Genomic DNA, 15,517 nt, shown 5'->3' on the forward strand with positions numbered 1-15,517 from the left:
TCCCGTCCGGAGATGAACTCGCCTGTTGTTGATGAAATCATCGACTCTGATTCGCATGTCAGTCAAGGGCCGTGACTGATGATTTCATCAGTATGTGAGGGGCAGGGGCGCAGAAGGGCAGGGTCACGGGCGCGCAGGAGGGCAGGGGCGCAGAAGGCAGGATCACGTTGCACACAGAAGGAGTCGCGTCGTTCCTATCGCTTCCTCCGGTCGCGGCGTTCGGCGCCCAGGCGCGCGTAGTAGTCGATGAGGCCGGGGTCGTCGACCGCGGCGGGGCTGACGACCTGCTCGGCCGGTGCGCCTTGGAGGAGGCGCTTGACGGGGACCTCGAGCTTCTTGCCCGTGCGGGTGTGCGGGATGGCCGGGACCTCGAGGATCTCGTCGGGGAGGTGGCGGGGGGAGGCTCCGGTGCGGATCGCCTCCCTGATCGTCTCGCGGAGGCCGTCGTCCAGGCTGACGCCCGTGGCAGGGACCACGAACAGGGGCATCCAGTAGCCGCCGTCGGGTTCCTCCGCGCCGATCACGAGGGCTTCGGCGATCCCGGGGAGGCGCTCGACGGCCTGGTGGATGTCGGCGCTGCCCAGACGGACGCCGTTGCGGTTCAGCGTACTGTCGGAGCGGCCGTGCACGATCACCGTGCCGTGCGAGGTCAGGGTGATCCAGTCGCCGTGCCGCCACACACCGGGGTACGAGGTGAAGTAGGCCTCGGCGTAGCGGGTGCCGTCGGGATCGTTCCAGAAGTACAGCGGCATCGACGGCATGGGCCGGGTGATGACGAGTTCGCCCACCTGGTCGACGACCGGCAGGCCGTCGGAGTCGTAGGCGGCCAGCGCCACCCCCAGATGGGGAGCGGACAACTCGCCCGCCCACACCGGGGTGTTGGGCGCGGCGCCCGCGAATCCGGACACCACGTCGGTGCCGCCGCTGATGGACGCGAGCAGGGCGTGGTCGCCGACGTGGTCGCGGACCCAGGGGTAGGCGGAGGCGGGCAGGGCGGAGCCGGTACAGCCGACCACGCGGACGGACGACAGGTCGTGCCCGGAGGGGTCGATGCCGAACTTCGCCATGCCCAGCAGGTACTGCGGGCTGGTGCCGAAGACCGTGACGCGGTGGCGCGCGGCCAGCTCCCACAGCACGTCGAGCTTGGCGTGGGGTGCCGGGCTGCCGTCGTAGGTGCAGGTCGCGGCGCCGGTCAGCAGGGTGGAGACGGCCAGGTTCCACATCATCCAGTGGGTGGTGGTGTACCAGAACAGGCGGTCGCCGGGGCCGAGGTCGGAGTGCAGGCCGAGGGTCTTGAGGTGCTCGAGCAGAACGCCGCCGTGGCCGTGGACGATGCCCTTGGGCAGGCCGGTGGTGCCGGAGGAGAACACCACCCACAGGGGGTGGTCGAACGGCACCGGTGCGCAGGTGAGTTCCTCGGTGCGGGTGGCGGCGTCCTCCCACGGCACCACGAGGGACGGGTAGGCGGTGGGGAGGCCGGGCAGGCCGAGGTGGTCCACCAGGAGCGTCGCCTTCAGCGTCGGCAGTGCCGCGGCCAGTTGGCGGGTGGCCTCGCGGCGGTCGTGGCGGGTGCCGTTGAAGAGGTAGCCGTCGGCGGAGATCAGGACCGTGGGAGCGAGCTGGGCGAACCGGTCGGCCGCGGCCTGGGGAGCGTAGTCCTGCCCGCACACCGACCACACGGCGCCCAGACTCGCGGCGGCCAGGAAGGAGACGATCGCGTGGGGGGTGTGGGGCAGGTAGCCCACGACCCGGTCCCCCCGTCCGACGCCCAGCTCGCGCAGCGTCGCGGCGACCGAGGCGACCTGGGAGCGCAGGTCGCCCCCGGTCACCTCGTACCCGGCCCCGGTCTCGTCGAGGGAGAGGACGGCCACACCGTCGTCGGTGAGGTGGCGCAGGGCGTGGTGGGTGTAGTTGAGGGTGGCTCCGGGGAACCAGCGGGCGCCCGGCATGCTCTCCTCGGCCAGGACGCGCTCGTACGGGCTGTGCGCCTCGACGCCGAAGTACTCCCACACCGCACCCCAGAACCCCTCCAGGTCGGTGACCGACCAGCGGTGCAGTGCGGCGTAGTCGGTGCCGTCCACCCCGACGTGGCGGGCGAAGTCCGCGATGCGGCTGGCGGCGACCGCCTCCGGGTCGAGCAGGAAGAAGGGGTCGGGCGTCTTCATGGGGTGGAACTCCTCAGCGGGCTCTCGGGGGCGGTTCGTCGGGGGATGCCGCGGGCGGAGTGCAGCAGGGGCGCCCAGGCGGCGGTCGCCGTGAAGTCGCGTCCGCCGGACGGGATGACGTCCATGACCACGCGGTCCGGGCGCAGTATCACGGCGTCGGCGCGTCCCTCGCGGAGCCATGCGGTGAGTCGGCCGTGGTCGCCGAGGCCGGTGGCGTGAAGGGTGCGGGCGCCGAGGGCGTTGGCGATCGCCTGCACCGCGGGGGAGGGCGGCGCGGCGGTCACGACGGTGAAGGAGTCACCGAGCAGGTCGTCGAGGCGGGTGCGGTGTCCGTGGGCGGTCACCCACGGCTGGGGGCAGTGGCGGCCGACGAGCCTGCGCCCGGCGCCGTGGACCCGGCGGTGGGCGAGTGGTCCGGCGGCGAGGGCGGGACTGAAGTCACGGGCGGCGACCGTGCCCAGTCCGGGGGTGCGCAGTACGGTGCTCAGGACGCCCTGCCGGATGGCGGCGGCGCCGTCCTGGCCGCCGGTCATGGCCCAGCCCATGGCGACCGCCAGCCGAATGACATGGCGGGCGTGCGGCTTGCGCTCGCTCTCGTACGTGTCCAACAGCCGTTCGTCGCCGCCCTGTCGGAGCACGCGGGCGAGTTTCCAGGTGAGGTTGCGGGCGTCCCGTAGGCCCGCGCACAGCCCCTGCCCGATGAACGGCGGGGTGAGATGGGCGGCGTCGCCCAGCAGGAAGACCCGGCCGAGGCGCCAGCGGTCGGCGATACGCGCCCGGAAGGTGTACCGGGCCTGCCGCAGCACCTCGAAGTCGGCCGGGTCGGCGCGGTCCACCCAGGGGGCGACCAGCTCCCGCAGACGTGCGGCGTCCGGTTCCGGGCCGTCCTCCAGCCGGAATTCCCAGCGGTAGCGGTCGTCCCCGACCCGCATGAACGTCGCGGGCCGCCGGGGGTCGCAGACCTGGTCGACGCCCTCCCAGCAGCGGACGGGGAGGCTGGTGCGCACGTCGACGACCGTCCAGTGCTCCTCGAAGCGCAGGTCCTCCCAGCCCGCGCCGATGGCGTCACGGGTGAGGCTGTTGGCGCCGTCGCAGCCGAGGACGGCGTCCGCGAGCACCAGGTGTTCCCCCGCGTCGTCCCGGTAGGTGACACGGACCGGACCGTCGTCGTGGGCCGGTTCGACGCCGACCACCTCCACGCCGCCGCGCAGGTCGCACTCCGGGGCGCGGGCCAGGGCCCGGCGCAGGATGCGCTCCAGCTCGGGCTGGTCGAACATGCTGGTCTGCGGGAAGCCGTGGGCTCCCCGCGCGGTGCGGGGGAACTCGGCCATCACCCGGTGCCGGGCGTCCAGCAGCCGCAGGCCCCGGGCGGGACGGGCGATGGCGTCGAACTCCTCCTGTACGCCCGCCGCTTGGAGGATGCGGCGTACCTCGTCGTCGGTGGCGACGGCGCGGGGCAGGGGGTAGACGTCGTGGTGGCGTTCGAGGACGAGGGTGCGTACCCCGCGGCGGGCCAGGAGGAGGGCGGCGGTCACGCCCACGGGTCCGGCTCCCACGATCAGTACGGGTACGTGTGCCGAGTGGTGCTCGACGGTCATGTGCGGCTCACTTCGGGTGTCAGTGCTCGGCGGCCACGGGTGTGCGCTGTCTGCCCAGGTCGATGCGGCCGTCCGGGGTGGCGATGGTCGCGGTCACCACGTCGCCGGGCCGCAGGTAGTGCGGGTTCTTCGCCTGGCTCCTGAAGAACGCCTTCCACTTCACCGCGGGCGGCAGCAGCGCGCCGATCTTCTCGACCGGCTTGGGCGGGGCCTTGAGCGCGGTGCCGCCGGGGGTGCCGGTCAGCAGCAGGTCGCCGGGGTCCAGGGTCTGGAAGCGGGCCAGCAGGGTCAGTGCCCGTGCGGGGCGGACGATCATGTCGGCGAGCGTGCGGTCCTGACGCAGCTCGCCGTTGACCGACAGCCGCAGCCGCAGACCGATGAGGTGGGCGAAGTCGTCCGCTTCCAGCAGGGCGAGGTACGGCCCGGTCGGGGTGAAGGTGGGGTACGACTTGCTCTCGTAGAACTGCGTCTTCGGCAGCTGGATGTCACGGGCGCTGACGTCGTTGGTGATCACCAGCCCGGCGACGCACGAGGGCAGGTCGCGTTCCTCGACGACGGTGCCGACGGGCAGCGGCGCGCCCATCACCAGACCCAGCTCCACCTCGTAGTCGAGGAGTGTGACGTGTGCCGGGCGGACGATGTCGTCGTGCGGTCCGCTCACCGACCCGGAGGCCTTGCGGAAGAAGGTGGGCGGGATGTCCCCGGTGAAGCCCGAGTCGCGGGCGTGGCTGTGGTAGTTGACCATTTGCGCGACCACCCGGCAGGGCGTGGTGACCGGGGACAGGGGGACCAGGTCGGCGACGGGTGTGCCCGTCGCGCGGGAGGCGGCGGCCTCGTCGACGGCGGCCCGGTCGGCCAGCAGTTCGGCGGTGGTGACGGCCTTGGTGTCGATGGCGAGGGCGTGGTCCCCGGCGACGACCCACCAGCCGTCGGCGGTGCGCAGGACGTGGGTACTCATGGCATGGCCTTCTCTGGAGACGGGGTCAGGAGTGCATGGCCCTCAGCAGGCCCACCAGGCGCGCCGCGTCCATCTCGTTGTCGCCCCGCAGGGCCTGGATGACGTCGTGGACCCGCTGGGGTGAGGGGCTGGTGCCGAGGAAGTCGCGGGTGGCGGGCGGGCCCCACTGGGCCAGGCCGCTGGTCGACATGGGGGCCCAGCCGGGCTCGATGTCGCGGGAGAAGAGGTCGCCGTCGGCGAAGTGCTCCAGCATGAAGCGGTCGGGGTCGCGCCAGTAGTCGAACAGCTGGCTGCCCTGGATGTGGCGGCCGATGCCCCAGCTGCGCTGGTATCCGCGTTCGGCCAGGTACTCACCGCCGACGGCGATCGCGTCCAGGTCGGTCACCTGGTAGGCGGAGTGGACGTACCCGGTGCCCGGGCCCAGGTGCATCGCCAGCGTGTGGTGGTCCACGGCCAGGCTGCCCTGGTCGCAGCGGATGAAGGCCATCGTGGGGCCGCGGTCGCGCTGTCCGTCGAGGAACAGGAAGTCGGACACGATCATGCCGAGCGTGTCCAGGTACCAGTCCAGCGCCTGGCCGAACACCCGGGTCTCCAGGACCACATGGCCGAGCCGCTGGATGCGGGAGGGTTCGCGCGGTGGGCGCTGGGTGGCGTTCGTACGGCGGTGATCGGTGCCGAAGTTGAGGAGCAGCGGTCGCTGTTCGGGCAGGGCGGGCAGCTCCTCACCGCAGTGCACCACGCGCACGGGGAAACCCGAGGGGTCGAGCAGGTCGACCGTCCGGCCGCCGCCCGGCACGTCCGCGTGCCGCACGCTCATGCCCGTCGCCCGGGCGAGTCGTTCCAGGTCGGCCCGCTCGGCCGCGCGGAACGCCGGGCCGATGAAGCGCGAGGTCCGGCCGCGCCGGATCACCACGCAGGGCGATCCGGCGAGAGTGCCGCGCAGCCAGAGCGCGTGGGGGGTGCGGGCGGCGATGCCGAAGCCGAAGTCCCGGGCGAAGACCTCCGCCCGGTCCAGGTCGGGCTTCTCGAACTCCAGCCAGGCCAGGTCCGCCACCTTGATCACGGGGTTGCGGGAACGGCCCGGGTGCTCGCCGCGCAGGGCGCCCTCTTCGCTGTGGAGGTCCTGGTGGGGCGTTCTGCCGTCCGCTCCGGCGGCTGTGTTGGCAAGGGTTTCGGACATGGTGTCCTCCAGGCAACATCTTCGTAATGAGGAAATCATCAGCTTTGACTCTTTGATCGTCAAGAGCTGGCCTCAGGAAAGGGGGCGAGTCCAGCGGTTCACTGGAGCCGGGGGAACAGGCGGCGGGCGTTGCCGTGGAACATCGCCTGCTTGTCCGGTGCTCTCAGTACGCGGGTCTCGGCGAGGGCCTTCGCGTGCGCCGTGGCGACGACCGCGTTGGTGAAGGGGTAGTCGCTCCCGTACAGCAGGCGGTCGGGCTCGACCAGGTCGAGCAGGGCGGGGAGCGCCCGCGGCAGAGGGAAGCCCGCGACGTCGTAGTGCAGACGCCGAAGGGTTCCCAGTACGTCTGTGGGGGGTCCGCCGACGGCCAGGGCGAAGGCCGAGATCCGGTCGGCCACCACCGGCAGCGTGGCTCCGCTGTGCGGAATGACGAACTCGATGCCGGGATACCTGTCCACCACCCGGTTCAGGACGAGTTCGGTGACGGCCCGCGTGGTGTCGAAGAGGAACTCGATCATGGGGCGCGGGTAGCCGAGACCGGTGGACCGCGAGCAGGCGGGCGACGTGGGGTGCAGGAGGACGACCGCCTTGCGGCGGTGCAGTGCCGCCATGAGGGGTGCGAACGCGGGACTGCCGACGTACGTGCCCTGGTAGTTGGTCTCCAGGATGATGCCGTCCGCGCCGAGGTCGTCCAGCGCGAACTCGGCCTCGGTCACCGCGGCCGGGACGTCCGGCAGGGGAACCGACGCCAGCAGCCCGAAGCGGGTGGGATGGGCGCGGACGATGGCCGCGCCCTCCGTGTTCACCGTGCGCGCGAGGTCACGGTTGGCGGCCGTGTCGCCGAGCGAGATCCCCGGCGAGGACACGGACAGCATGGCGGTCGCGACGCGGTTGGCGTCCATGAAGCGCAGGGCCTGCTCGACGCTCCAGTCGGGGATGCCCGGCATGCCGTCCGGCCGACTCTGTCCGGCCGCGATCAACGCCGCGCGGTATGTGGGCGTGACGTAGTGGGCGTGCACATCGATGGCGCCCGCGCCTCTGTGCCGCTGCGCGGCGGCGGTCGTCGTGCTCACCGCGCCGGTGGCGACCGCACCGGCGGCCACGGACCCCATGCGCAGAAGACGACGACGACTGGTGGATGGCATGGAGGCTCCCGCGGTCGAGGAGAAGCGGCATCTGACCCGGCGACCATAGATGATGATTTCATCAGAATGAAGGGTTGGCAGGGCTGGATCCTGCGGGGTTCTGCTGGACGCCGTCCGGTTCGAAAGTTTCGAGCTATAAGCGCTCGCTTGCGTTACGTCTCTTTGACATCCAGGTCCGACCCTCGTGGCAGTCCGCGCAAGAAGTCGGCTGACCAGCGATGATGTGTCCACCGCGACGCTGTCTCGTGAAGGGAATGTTTCCGAAAGGATGTCGAAAGTGTTGACAGGCTCATGGCGTTATACGAAAACTGAGGCCACCGAACGACAGGAGGCCGTCGTTCCCCTCGCGTCATGGGACCGGGGTCGGCGGCCGGTCGTCGCGGTACGACGACGGGCGACCCCCGCCGTGTTCCATGCAAGGCCGCGGGCAGCAGAGGCCGCCCGGCCCCCACCAGCCTTCATCGGGAGGACGCATGCAACAGGACGGCACGCAGCAGAACCAGATCAAGCAGAACCCCGCCCCCTTCAGCGGCGTGAGTCGGCGAGGCTTCCTCGGCGGCGCCGGAACCGTCGCGCTCGCCACGGCGTCCGGGCTGTTGCTGCCCGGTACCGCCCACGCCGCCACCACCATCAGGACCAACCAGACCGGCTACGACGGCATGTACTACTCGTTCTGGACCGACGGTGGCGGCTCCGTCTCCATGACGCTCAACGGCGGCGGCAACTACAGCACCCAGTGGACCAACTGCGGCAACTTCGTCGCGGGCAAGGGGTGGAACACCGGCGGACGCCGGACGGTCCGCTACACCGGCTACTTCAACCCGTCGGGCAACGGCTACGGCTGCCTCTACGGCTGGACCTCGAACCCGCTGGTCGAGTACTACATCGTCGACAACTGGGGCAGCTACCGGCCCACCGGTGAGTACCGGGGCACCGTCTACAGCGACGGTGGCACGTACGACATCTACAAGACGACGCGGTACAACGCCCCGTCCGTCGAGGGCACCCGCACCTTCGACCAGTACTGGAGCGTCCGCCAGTCGAAGGTGACCAGCGGCTCCGGCACCATCACCACCGGGAACCACTTCGACGCCTGGGCGCGCGCGGGCATGAACCTCGGCCAGTTCAGGTACTACATGATCATGGCCACCGAGGGCTTCCAGAGCAGCGGAAGCTCGAACATCACGGTCAGCGGCTGACATCTGCCCGGCGAACGACCGGCTGCGGGATCCGTCCTCCTGGCGGGTCCCGCAGCCGTGCTGGTGGTGGACGGCGACCGGGTTCCGGGCAGCCTCGGACGCTCGTCAGGTGCGTGACGCGGCCCCCGTGGAGCCAGGATGGACCTGACTCCACGGGGGCCTGGGTCCCCGTTGCTCCCTCGCGGGGTGCGGGCGTGTCACTGGAACTGTGCGAAGAACCTCCAGATCTCTGCTTTGGTCCAGGTGGCGACGCCGCTTTCGCCGGAGGAGCCGTCGACCGGAGCGGGTATGTGGTCTCCGTCGAACGCGGCCCACTGGACCGGGTAGCCGGTACGGCAGCCCGAGTAGACGGTGGTGATGTGGGTTCGGCTGCCCGGCGCGGGCTCGCGCGGGTTCTGGGCCGTGCAGCCGTTGTTGCTGACGAACCTGTCCCGCAGGGGCCGTCCCTGCGAGATGTTGAGCACGGAGTCGCTGATGCCGTGGATCCCGAAGTAGGCGATGGGCTGGGTGCCGCCGGTGCACCCGCTGATCTGGGCACCGGAGATGACCGCGACGGCCCGGAAGACGGTGGCCCGGCTGCACGCGAGCGCGTAGCTCATGCCGCCGCCCCAGCTGAAGCCCGTGGCGAAGCGCTGTGCCGGATTGACACAGAGGCCGCCCTCGATGACCCGGATCATGTCGTCGACGAAGGTGACGTCCTCGCCGCCGGAGTTGGCCCAGCCGTTACCGAGGCCCTGGGGGGCCACGAGGATCGCGCCGTTGTTCGACTGTTCCTGTTGGCCGTAGTACGACCAGGCGCTCCCGCTCGTGCCGCCCGAGGCGACGTCACCGGCCGTGCCGCCCCGCCAGTGGAACGCGAAGATCAGCCGGTAGGGATGGCTGTTGTCGTAGTTGGCGGGGACCCGGAGGATGAAGCTGCGGCTCTTGCCGCCGCTCTGGATCGTGTGCGTACCGCTCGTGAGGGTCGGGGCGTTGCCGCATGCGCCGCCGCCGCCGGACGACAGCTTGACCATCTGCCACTGCTGGTTGGCGCCGCCCCAGTCGGTGTACTGGACGACGCTGCCTCCGTCGGCGGTGGAGGCGCCCTGCACCTCCACCGCCTTGGCGCTGGCGCGGTTGATCAGCCGGACGTGTCCTGAGTCGGAGTCGGCCAGACGGAACTGCTGGTTGGTCCCGTTGTGGTCGGCCCACTGCTGGACGGCGGCACCGTCCGCGGTCGAGGCTCCGGCCACGTCGAGGACCTTGCCCGAGTGCCGGGCCTTGAGACGGTAGTAGCCGTCGCCGGAGTCCACGAACTGCCACTGCTGGTTGGTCCCGTCATGGCGCGTCCACTGGCTGAGCCGTGCGCCGTCGGCGGTGGAGGTGCCAGCGACGTCCAGTGCCTTGCCGCTGTTCCGGTTGACCAGGACGTACCAGGCGTTGGTGTCCACCGTCGCCGCCTCGGCGGGCGTCGGATTCACCGCGGTGAGCATGCCGATGGCGAGGGTCGCCGCCACCACGGCGGCGACCCGGGACCACCAGCGGCGTACTCCCGGCGGGGCGGGAGGAGCCGTACCGTGGGCCGTCATCGATGCACCCTTTCGTGTGTGGGGGGCCTCATCAGGTGCGGGTCCAGCGCTGGTTGCTGCCGTTCGTGCAGGAGTAGAGCTGGATCTGGGTGCCGTTGGCGGTTCCGGCCCCGACGGCGTCGAGGCAGAGGCCGGACTGGACGCCGACGATGGAACCGTCGGAGTTGAGGCGCCACTTCTGGTTGTCGCCGCCCCAGCAGCTGTAGATCTGGACCCTGGCTCCGTTGCCGGTGCCCGCGGCGTCCAGGCACTTGTTGCCGTAGACCCTGAGTTCGCCGCTGTCGGTGGACGTCCACTGCTGGTTGGTGCCGCTGTGGCAGTCCCACAGCTGGAGCTGGGTGCCGTCGGCGGTGCTGGCGTTGGGCACGTCAAGGCAGCGGCCCGAGCCGACGCCCTTGATCTGTCCGCCGTCCCCGGGGGGCGTGGTGGTGCCGCCGTTGAGCGCGTTGAGTACGGCGGTGTAGGCGGGCTTCTTGCTGCCGTCGCCGTTGAACAGCAGCGGCGTCTGCTCCGATCGCCAGGAGTCGGTGTCGCGCACGCCCCAGACGGTGATGCCGAGGCAGCGCGAGACGGCCAGGCAGTCGTTGACCACGCTGGCGTAGGTCGTGGACGAGGCGCCCTGGATGTCGAGTTCGGTGACGGCCACGTCGACGCCGAGGGCGGCGAAGTTCTGCAGGGTGGTGCGGAAGTTGCTGTTGTAGGGGCTGCCGCTGTTGAAGTGCGCCTGGAAGCCGACGCAGTCGATCGGCACGCCGCGCTGCTTGAAGTCGCGGACCATGTTGTACATGGCCTGGGTCTTGGCCCAGGTCCAGTTCTCGACGTTGTAGTCGTTGTAGCAGAGCTTGGCGGCCGGGTCGGCGGCGCGCGCGGTGCGGAAGGCGACCTCGATCCAGTCGTTGCCGGTGCGCTGGAGGTTGGAGTCGCGCCGGGCGCCCGAACTGCCGTCGGCGAAGGCCTCGTTCACGACGTCCCACTGGGCGATCTTGCCCCGGTAGTGGGCCATCACGCCGTTGATGTGGCCGATCATGGCCTGCCGCAGGTCGTTGCCGCTGAGGCTCTGCATCCAGCCGGGCTGCTGGGAGTGCCAGGCCAGGGTGTGGCCGCGTACCTGCTTGCCGTTCTGCACCGCCCAGTTGTAGACGCGGTCGGCGGCCGTGAAGTTGAACTGGCCACGCTGGGGTTCGGTGGCGTCGATCTTCATCTCGTTCTCGGCCGTCACCGAGTTGAACTCACGGTTCGCGATCGTCGTGTACGTCGAGTCGCCCAGCTTGCCCGAGGCGATGGCGGTGCCGAAGTAGCGGCCGCTCTGCGCCGCGGCGGCGCCGAGGGTGCTCTCGGCGGCGTGGGCGGTCGGGGGGGCGGCCAGGGTGGCGACCGCCGCGAGGACGCCGACGACCAGCGCCAACAGCGTGCCGCGGATCTTTCGGCGGATAGCGGGTCTGGCAAGGGCATACGAGCCCATGACTGTGCCTCCAAGGTAGAGATCACGGAAGGACTGAAGCGCAGGGAATCGCCAGGCAGTACGGAATCACCGGACACCGCGGTCATGGAGCGGGACGGTCTTCGACGGAGGTGCGGGGGCTCCATCGCGGCTCAGCGTGGTTCGACATATCGATCTGCGGCCGGTTCCTCAGACAGGGATGATTGAGGTGTTGGTGATGCATCGTCAAGACTTGTCGCAGAGAAAGTTTCTGTTCTCCGCTCAAAACTTTCGGAGCGCTCGACCGGTGGACTGTCGGCTGCCATGGGCGGGCTGGTCGCGGGCGCGTCGCGCCCCCTGTCGGTGCCCTGATTCTCGCCGATCTCCGCTTCGGCGAGGGCGTGAACTCCTCTCGTTTGAGCCCTGCTCGCGAATGTTTCGATATCCCCGGCGATATGTGCGAGAGGTGTTGACGCCGTTCGGCGGGTCCCTATCATTCAGGTTGCTCGACACTTCGACCCCTGTTCGATATCTCGGACGGCACTGGCGATATGCATATGTCATGACCTCGCCAATGCCTTGTCGTAGCCCTCACCACCGACAGTCCGGTCGGCCTCTGACGAGGCCGACCGGAACCGCCCACTCAAGGTTGGGGAAGTCTCCATGCACAGACGAAGTTTCAGCCGCAGGCATCCGTCCGCGGTGCTCGCCGCCGCGGTGACGGTCCTGACCGCGTTGGCGGCGATGCTCGTCGCCACCACCCCGGCTCAGGCGGCTTCCACCGGCGCCTTGCGCGGTGTCGGATCGAACCGGTGTCTCGACGTGCCGGGCGCCAGCCAGACCAACGGCACGAACCTGCAGATCTACGACTGCTGGGGCGGGACCAACCAGTTGTGGACGCTGACGGACAGCAACCAGCTCACCGTGTACGGCAACAAGTGCCTGGACGTCCCGGGCGGCGCCACCACGGCCGGTACCCGGGTGCAGATCTGGAGCTGTTCCGGCGGCGCGAACCAGCAGTGGCGGGTGAACGCCGACGGCACGGTGGTCGGCGTGCAGTCCGGGCTGTGCCTGGAGGCCGCGGGGGCCGCTACGGCCAACGGTACGGCGGTGCAGCTGTGGACGTGCAACGGCGGCAGCAACCAGAAGTGGACCGGGCTGACGTCGACACCGCCGGACGGCACGTGTTCCCTTCCGTCGACCTACCGGTGGACGTCGACGGGTGCGCTGGCACAGCCTGCGAACGGGTGGGCCGCGGTGAAGGACTTCACCACCGTGACGCACAACGGCAGGCACCTGGTCTACGCGACGAACTTCGGATCGTCGTACGGCTCGATGATGTTCAGTCCCTTCACGAACTGGTCGGACATGGGGTCGGCCGGTCAGATCGGCATGAACCAGGCCGCGGTGGCACCCACGCTGTTCTACTTCGCGCCCAAGAACATCTGGGTGCTGGCGTACCAGTGGGGTCAGTGGCCCTTCATCTACCGCACGTCGAGCGACCCCACCAACCCCAACGGCTGGTCCGCGCCGCAGCCGCTGTTCACCGGGAGCATCTCCGGCTCCGACACCGGTCCGATCGACCAGACGCTGATCGCCGACGGCCAGAACATGTACCTGTTCTTCGCCGGTGACAACGGCAAGATCTACCGGGCGAGCATGCCGATCGGGAACTTCCCGGGCAACTTCGGATCGTCGTACACGACGATCATGAGCGACACCAAGGCCAACCTCTTCGAGGGCGTGCAGGTCTACAAGGTCCAGGGCCAGAACCAGTACCTCATGATCGTCGAGGCGATGGGCGCGAACGGGCGCTACTTCCGCTCCTTCACGGCCTCCAGCCTCAACGGGACGTGGACCCCGCAGGCCGCCAGCGAGAGCAACCCCTTCGCGGGCAGGGCCAACAGCGGCGCCACCTGGACCAACGACATCAGCCACGGTGACCTGGTCCGCAACAACCCCGACCAGACCATGACCATCGACCCCTGCAACCTGCAGTTCCTCTACCAGGGCAAGGACCCCAACGCGGGCGGCGACTACAACCGCCTGCCGTGGCGCCCGGGCGTCCTCACCTTGCAGCGCTGACCCCCCCCGCGTGACCGACACGCCGAGGAACCCCGGCCGTACGGCGGCCGGGGTTCCCTCCGTCTCACAGGCTTTCGACGGCCGTGACCAGTCGACTGACGGCCTCGTCGACCGTCGAGCGGGGGCAGCCCAGGTTCACGCGCATGTAGCCGTGGCCCTCGGTCCCGAACTTCTGGCCCCTGTCCAGCCACAGTCGTGCCTTGGTGAGCATGAACTTGTCGAGGGGCTCGGCGTCCATGCCGAGGCCCCGGCAGTCCATCCAGGCCAGATAGAGGGAGTCGGCCGCAAGGACCCGTACCCGGGAAGTGGCGGAGTTGACCGACCGGGCGAAGTGGGCGTGGTTGCCGCGCAGGTAGGGGAGCAGCTCCTCGAGCCAGGGTTCGCCGTGGGTGTAGGCGGCCTCGGCGGCGACCATGCCCAGTACGTTGACCAGCGGGAACAGATTGCGGTCGTACTGGCGGGCCAGTTCCGCGCGGAGCCGGGGGTCGGGGACGAAGACGTTGGCGCTCTGGAGGCCGGGGAGGTTGAAGGTCTTGCTGGGGGCGGTGCAGGTGATGCTGTTGCGGGCGAAGTCCTCGCCGAGCGAGGCGAACGGGATGTGCTGGCGGGCCGGGTTGACGACGAGGTCCTGGTGTATCTCGTCGGAGATGACAAGGACGCCGTGGCGGGCGCAGATCTCGCCCATCGTGCGCAGCTCGTCCTCGGTCCACACGTTGCCCGTGGGGTTGTGGGGGTGGCTGAGGACGAACAGCTTGGTGTCGGGGCGGATGGCGGCCTCGAAGGCCCGGGCGTCGAACGCGTAGCCGTCGTCGGTTCGCTGGAGCGGTGCGTACGCGAGGTGGCGGCCGTTGAGCAGGACGTCCTCGTGGAAGTGGACGTAGACCGGGGGCTGGATCAGGACCGAGTCGCCCGGCGAGGAGAAGGCCTGTACCGCCGTCTTCAGGGTGGTGATGATGCCTGCCGTCTGCATCACCCACTCCCGCCGGACCTCCCAGCCGAAGCGCCGGGCCTGCCAGCCGGTCACGGCGTCGACGTAGCTGTCGGTCGCGCCTCCGGGATAGCCGAAGACCCCGTGGTCCACGGCCCGGTGGAGCGCGTCGAGTACGGCCTGGGGTGCCCGGAAGTCGGTGTCGGCGACCCACATCGGCAGCGGGTCGGCCGCCGCTTCGTCGGCTGTCAGCAGCTGAGGGGCGTACGCCCACTTCAGGGAGTTGCTGTTCCTGCGGTCGACGACGGTGTCGAAGACCGAGCCGGTGGTGCCCGCGGAGACAGGGGAGGAGGGGTCGGGTGCCATGGCTGGATGCTAGCCAGGATGCCGCGCAAAATGTTGGTGAGTTTTGCCAGGGTGAAGGGTCTCCGCGCTATGATTTGTCCAGTGGACCGTACTGACCGCAAAATTCTTGCCATCCTTCAGGCCGAGGGCCGCATCACGCTCACCGATCTGGCCGACAGGGTCCGGCTCAGCGTCTCCCGGTGTCAGCGGCGCGTCCGTGAGCTGGAGGCGACCGGGGTCATCCGGGGATACCGCGCCGTCGTCGACGCCGCGGCGATGGGATACGGGTTCGAGGTCCTGGTCTTCGCCACGCTCAGCCGTCCCGACGCGGTGACGGACTTCGACGCGGCGCTCGCCGATATCCCCGAGGTGGTCGAGGCCCAGCGGCTGTTCGGGGAGCCGGACTACCTGATCCGCGTGGTCACCGCGGACCTGCCGTCCTACCAGCACCTCTACGAATCCGTACTCATTCACCTGCCGGGCGTGCGCAGTCTCAACTCGACCATCGTGATGAAGCAGGCCGTGCACCCGCGGCCCCTGCCCGAGCGGGCCTCATGACGACACCCTCGCCCCTGCCCGCGGAGCCCGCACTGACCGTCGACGGCACCGGGCTGCTCTGCGTCACCCTCCTCCTCCGCCTGCGCAAGCAGATCGACGGCGTCCCGCCGGGCACCGTCGTCCATGTCATCGCCACCGACCCCGCGGCACCGCTCGACCTGCCCGCCTGGTGCCATATGACCGGACACACCTATCTCGGGCCCGTCCCCGGCTCCGAGCGGCCGGTGTACGCCCTGCGGCTCGCCGCCGGTGCACTCACCACCCGCCCCGACGCACCCTGGCACCCGCTGCGGGGAGCACCCGAGCAAGGGCGCTGACGCTCAAGAACCGTCGGCATCCGATCACCATGTGACTAAAGCCGGTCCTAG

At 69.8% G+C, this 15,517-nt stretch carries 12 protein-coding genes; 4 read left to right on the forward strand and 8 right to left on the reverse strand.

What is annotated here, in order from left to right:
* Positions 1-194: 194 nt before the first annotated feature.
* The 5 genes from ACFVQG_RS34105 to ACFVQG_RS34125 all read right to left on the reverse strand — a co-directional run bounded on the left by ACFVQG_RS34105 (position 195) and on the right by ACFVQG_RS34125 (position 7,046).
* Positions 195-2,165 carry an acetoacetate--CoA ligase gene (locus ACFVQG_RS34105; protein WP_383391137.1) on the reverse strand — a complete coding sequence of 657 codons (1,971 nt, stop codon included), beginning with the start codon at positions 2,163-2,165 and terminating at the stop codon, positions 195-197.
* The gene (locus ACFVQG_RS34110; protein WP_383391142.1) at positions 2,162-3,763 is read right to left on the reverse strand and encodes a bifunctional 3-(3-hydroxy-phenyl)propionate/3-hydroxycinnamic acid hydroxylase; all 1,602 of its coding nucleotides are present in this window, start codon (positions 3,761-3,763) and stop codon (positions 2,162-2,164) included. Before ACFVQG_RS34110 ends, ACFVQG_RS34105 begins: the two co-directional genes overlap by 4 nt.
* Positions 3,764-3,782: 19 nt before the next feature.
* Positions 3,783-4,721: a fumarylacetoacetate hydrolase family protein gene (locus ACFVQG_RS34115; protein ID WP_383391146.1), complete on the reverse strand. Its 939-nt coding sequence runs from the start codon at positions 4,719-4,721 to the stop codon at positions 3,783-3,785.
* A gap of 25 nt (positions 4,722-4,746) precedes the next feature.
* On the reverse strand, positions 4,747-5,901 hold the full coding sequence (locus ACFVQG_RS34120; RefSeq protein WP_383391149.1) for a VOC family protein: 1,155 nt from the start codon (positions 5,899-5,901) through the stop codon (positions 4,747-4,749).
* Between the two features lie 98 nt (positions 5,902-5,999).
* On the reverse strand, positions 6,000-7,046 hold the full coding sequence (locus ACFVQG_RS34125) for an amidohydrolase family protein (protein WP_383391151.1): 1,047 nt from the start codon (positions 7,044-7,046) through the stop codon (positions 6,000-6,002).
* A gap of 473 nt (positions 7,047-7,519) precedes the next feature.
* On the opposite strand from ACFVQG_RS34125, the gene ACFVQG_RS34130 reads away from it, so the two are divergent.
* On the forward strand, positions 7,520-8,245 hold the full coding sequence (locus ACFVQG_RS34130) for a glycoside hydrolase family 11 protein (RefSeq protein WP_383391154.1): 726 nt from the start codon (positions 7,520-7,522) through the stop codon (positions 8,243-8,245).
* A gap of 197 nt (positions 8,246-8,442) precedes the next feature.
* On the opposite strand, the gene ACFVQG_RS34135 is transcribed toward ACFVQG_RS34130, so the two are convergent.
* The gene (locus ACFVQG_RS34135) at positions 8,443-9,744 is read right to left on the reverse strand and encodes an RICIN domain-containing protein (protein WP_383391341.1); all 1,302 of its coding nucleotides are present in this window, start codon (positions 9,742-9,744) and stop codon (positions 8,443-8,445) included.
* A 100-nt stretch (positions 9,745-9,844) separates the two neighbouring features.
* Positions 9,845-11,275, reverse strand: a complete 1,431-nt coding sequence (locus ACFVQG_RS34140; protein WP_383391157.1) for an endo-1,4-beta-xylanase — start codon at positions 11,273-11,275, stop codon at positions 9,845-9,847.
* A gap of 621 nt (positions 11,276-11,896) precedes the next feature.
* On the opposite strand from ACFVQG_RS34140, the gene ACFVQG_RS34145 reads away from it, so the two are divergent.
* Positions 11,897-13,318, forward strand: coding sequence for a non-reducing end alpha-L-arabinofuranosidase family hydrolase (locus ACFVQG_RS34145; RefSeq protein WP_383391159.1), 1,422 nt, complete (start codon positions 11,897-11,899; stop codon positions 13,316-13,318).
* Positions 13,319-13,382: 64 nt separating this feature from the next.
* Here ACFVQG_RS34145 and ACFVQG_RS34150 read toward each other — a convergent pair whose 3' ends face one another.
* A complete protein-coding gene (locus ACFVQG_RS34150) occupies positions 13,383-14,612 on the reverse strand; it encodes a MalY/PatB family protein (protein ID WP_383391162.1) in 1,230 nt (409 codons plus the stop codon).
* A gap of 81 nt (positions 14,613-14,693) precedes the next feature.
* On the opposite strand from ACFVQG_RS34150, the gene ACFVQG_RS34155 reads away from it, so the two are divergent.
* Together ACFVQG_RS34155 and ACFVQG_RS34160 are read left to right on the forward strand one after the other, a co-directional pair.
* On the forward strand, positions 14,694-15,149 hold the full coding sequence (locus tag ACFVQG_RS34155; RefSeq protein WP_383391164.1) for an Lrp/AsnC family transcriptional regulator: 456 nt from the start codon (positions 14,694-14,696) through the stop codon (positions 15,147-15,149).
* Positions 15,146-15,466 carry a sulfurtransferase TusA family protein gene (locus ACFVQG_RS34160; RefSeq protein ID WP_383391167.1) on the forward strand — a complete coding sequence of 107 codons (321 nt, stop codon included), beginning with the start codon at positions 15,146-15,148 and terminating at the stop codon, positions 15,464-15,466. The genes ACFVQG_RS34155 and ACFVQG_RS34160 overlap by 4 nt, the downstream gene beginning before the upstream one ends.
* The last annotated feature ends 51 nt before the right edge of the window (positions 15,467-15,517 follow it).

Source organism: Streptomyces sp. NPDC057877 (assembly GCF_042796855.1).
In the GTDB taxonomy this organism is placed as follows: domain Bacteria; phylum Actinomycetota; class Actinomycetes; order Streptomycetales; family Streptomycetaceae; genus Streptomyces.

Coding starts and splice junctions, on each gene's coding strand:
- ACFVQG_RS34110 (WP_383391142.1), bottom strand. CDS start 3,763: ATGACCGTCGAGCACCACTCGGCACACGTACCCGTACTGATCGTGGGA.
- ACFVQG_RS34125 (WP_383391151.1), bottom strand. CDS start 7,046: ATGCCATCCACCAGTCGTCGTCGTCTTCTGCGCATGGGGTCCGTGGCC.
- ACFVQG_RS34150 (WP_383391162.1), bottom strand. CDS start 14,612: ATGGCACCCGACCCCTCCTCCCCTGTCTCCGCGGGCACCACCGGCTCG.
- ACFVQG_RS34115 (WP_383391146.1), bottom strand. CDS start 4,721: ATGAGTACCCACGTCCTGCGCACCGCCGACGGCTGGTGGGTCGTCGCC.
- ACFVQG_RS34145 (WP_383391159.1), top strand. CDS start 11,897: ATGCACAGACGAAGTTTCAGCCGCAGGCATCCGTCCGCGGTGCTCGCC.
- ACFVQG_RS34140 (WP_383391157.1), bottom strand. CDS start 11,275: ATGGGCTCGTATGCCCTTGCCAGACCCGCTATCCGCCGAAAGATCCGC.
- ACFVQG_RS34130 (WP_383391154.1), top strand. CDS start 7,520: ATGCAACAGGACGGCACGCAGCAGAACCAGATCAAGCAGAACCCCGCC.
- ACFVQG_RS34160 (WP_383391167.1), top strand. CDS start 15,146: ATGACGACACCCTCGCCCCTGCCCGCGGAGCCCGCACTGACCGTCGAC.
- ACFVQG_RS34120 (WP_383391149.1), bottom strand. CDS start 5,901: ATGTCCGAAACCCTTGCCAACACAGCCGCCGGAGCGGACGGCAGAACG.
- ACFVQG_RS34105 (WP_383391137.1), bottom strand. CDS start 2,165: ATGAAGACGCCCGACCCCTTCTTCCTGCTCGACCCGGAGGCGGTCGCC.